Origin of the sequence: Micromonospora sp. NPDC005203, assembly GCF_042872705.1 — a bacterium.
Lineage (GTDB): Bacteria > Actinomycetota > Actinomycetes > Mycobacteriales > Micromonosporaceae > Micromonospora.
The window spans coordinates 1-1,192 of the sequence record NZ_JBIAKV010000017.1 but is presented as its reverse complement, the minus strand read 5'-3'; the positions used below and the strand labels follow the sequence as shown (position 1 = coordinate 1,192).

Genomic DNA, 1,192 nt, shown 5'->3' with positions numbered 1-1,192 from the left:
AGCTGGGAGTCCAAGGACGAGCAAGGCTCCGACAAGGGCTGGGACTCGAAGGACGAGCACGGCTCGGACGAGGACAGCTGGGAGAAGGAGCGCGAGTTCGTCTACTACGGCGACGCCAAGGTCGACAAGGATGCCAAGCCGGGTCGCTACGAGCTCAAGGGCTCGTGCGGCGAGGGCGAGCTCGTCGTGCTGCCGCACGGCGGTGTCGACGGTGGTGACGGTGGCGCCAGCACCGGTACCGACCGTGGCCTGGCCACCGGCGGGGCGGGCCTGCTCGGCGCTGCCGCGCTCGGCGGGATCGTGCTGATGCGTCGTCGGCGGACCAATGGTTCGCTCGTCTGACGTGACGACGACACGGGCCGGCGGCCGTCACGGGAGACCGTGGCGTGCCGCCGGCGCGGCCGTCGTCGTCACTATGGCCATGCTCGGGGCTGGCATGATCGGCTTCGCTCTGAAGACCACGCCCCAGACCCGACCGCCGCAGCCGCTGGCCCAGGCCGGTCCCGAGGTGAGCGGGCCGGCCGACACCGCCACCGCCGTGCCCCCGGCCGACGGGCAGCCGGTCGGCCAGGGGGACGTGCCGGCCGGGTTGACGCGCTCCGCGCCGACCAGCATCGAGATCCCCCGGATCGGCGTCGACGCGGCGATCCTGTCCCTCGGCACCAACCCGGACGGCACCGTCCAGGTCCCCCCGTTGGAGCAGGCCGACCAGGCTGGCTGGTACGAGCCGGGAGCAAGCCCCGGCGAAACCGGTAACGCGGTCATCGTCGGGCACGTGGACTCGGCGAAGCTCGGCCCGGCCGTCTTCTTCGACCTCGGCGCCCTCGTGCCCGGTGACACCATCACGGTGCGGCGGGCGGACGGCCAGCCGGCCGCGTTCCAGATCGACTCGGTGAAGTCGTACCCGAAGACGGCCTTCCCCACCGAGTTGGTGTACGGACCCAGCGACCGGCCCGGTCTGCGGGTGGTCACCTGCGGTGGTCAGTTCGACCAGGCCGCCAAGAGCTACCCGGACAACATCGTCGTTTTCGCCACCCTGGTGGCCTGATCGGGGACGAAACGAAGCGCGGGGCGGGGGGGGGGGGGGGCCCCCCCCCGCCCGCCCCGGGCGGGGGGGGGGCGGCCCGGGGGGCGCGGGGGGGGGCCCCCGGGGGGGGGGGGGGGGCCCCCCCCCCCCCCCCCCGGCGCGGGA

The 1,192-nt window shown here is 74.5% G+C and carries 1 protein-coding gene and 1 pseudogene; both read left to right on the top strand.

Annotation, left to right across the window (positions count from 1 at the left end):
- Window positions 1-342 (top strand): annotated as a pseudogene (locus ACFYPM_RS28085) (hypothetical protein); the annotation flags it as partial.
- A gap of 1 nt (window position 343) precedes the next feature.
- The gene (locus ACFYPM_RS28080) at window positions 344-1,048 is read left to right on the top strand and encodes a class F sortase (protein WP_387203049.1); all 705 of its coding nucleotides are present in this window, start codon (window positions 344-346) and stop codon (window positions 1,046-1,048) included.
- Window positions 1,049-1,192 lie beyond the last annotated feature (144 nt).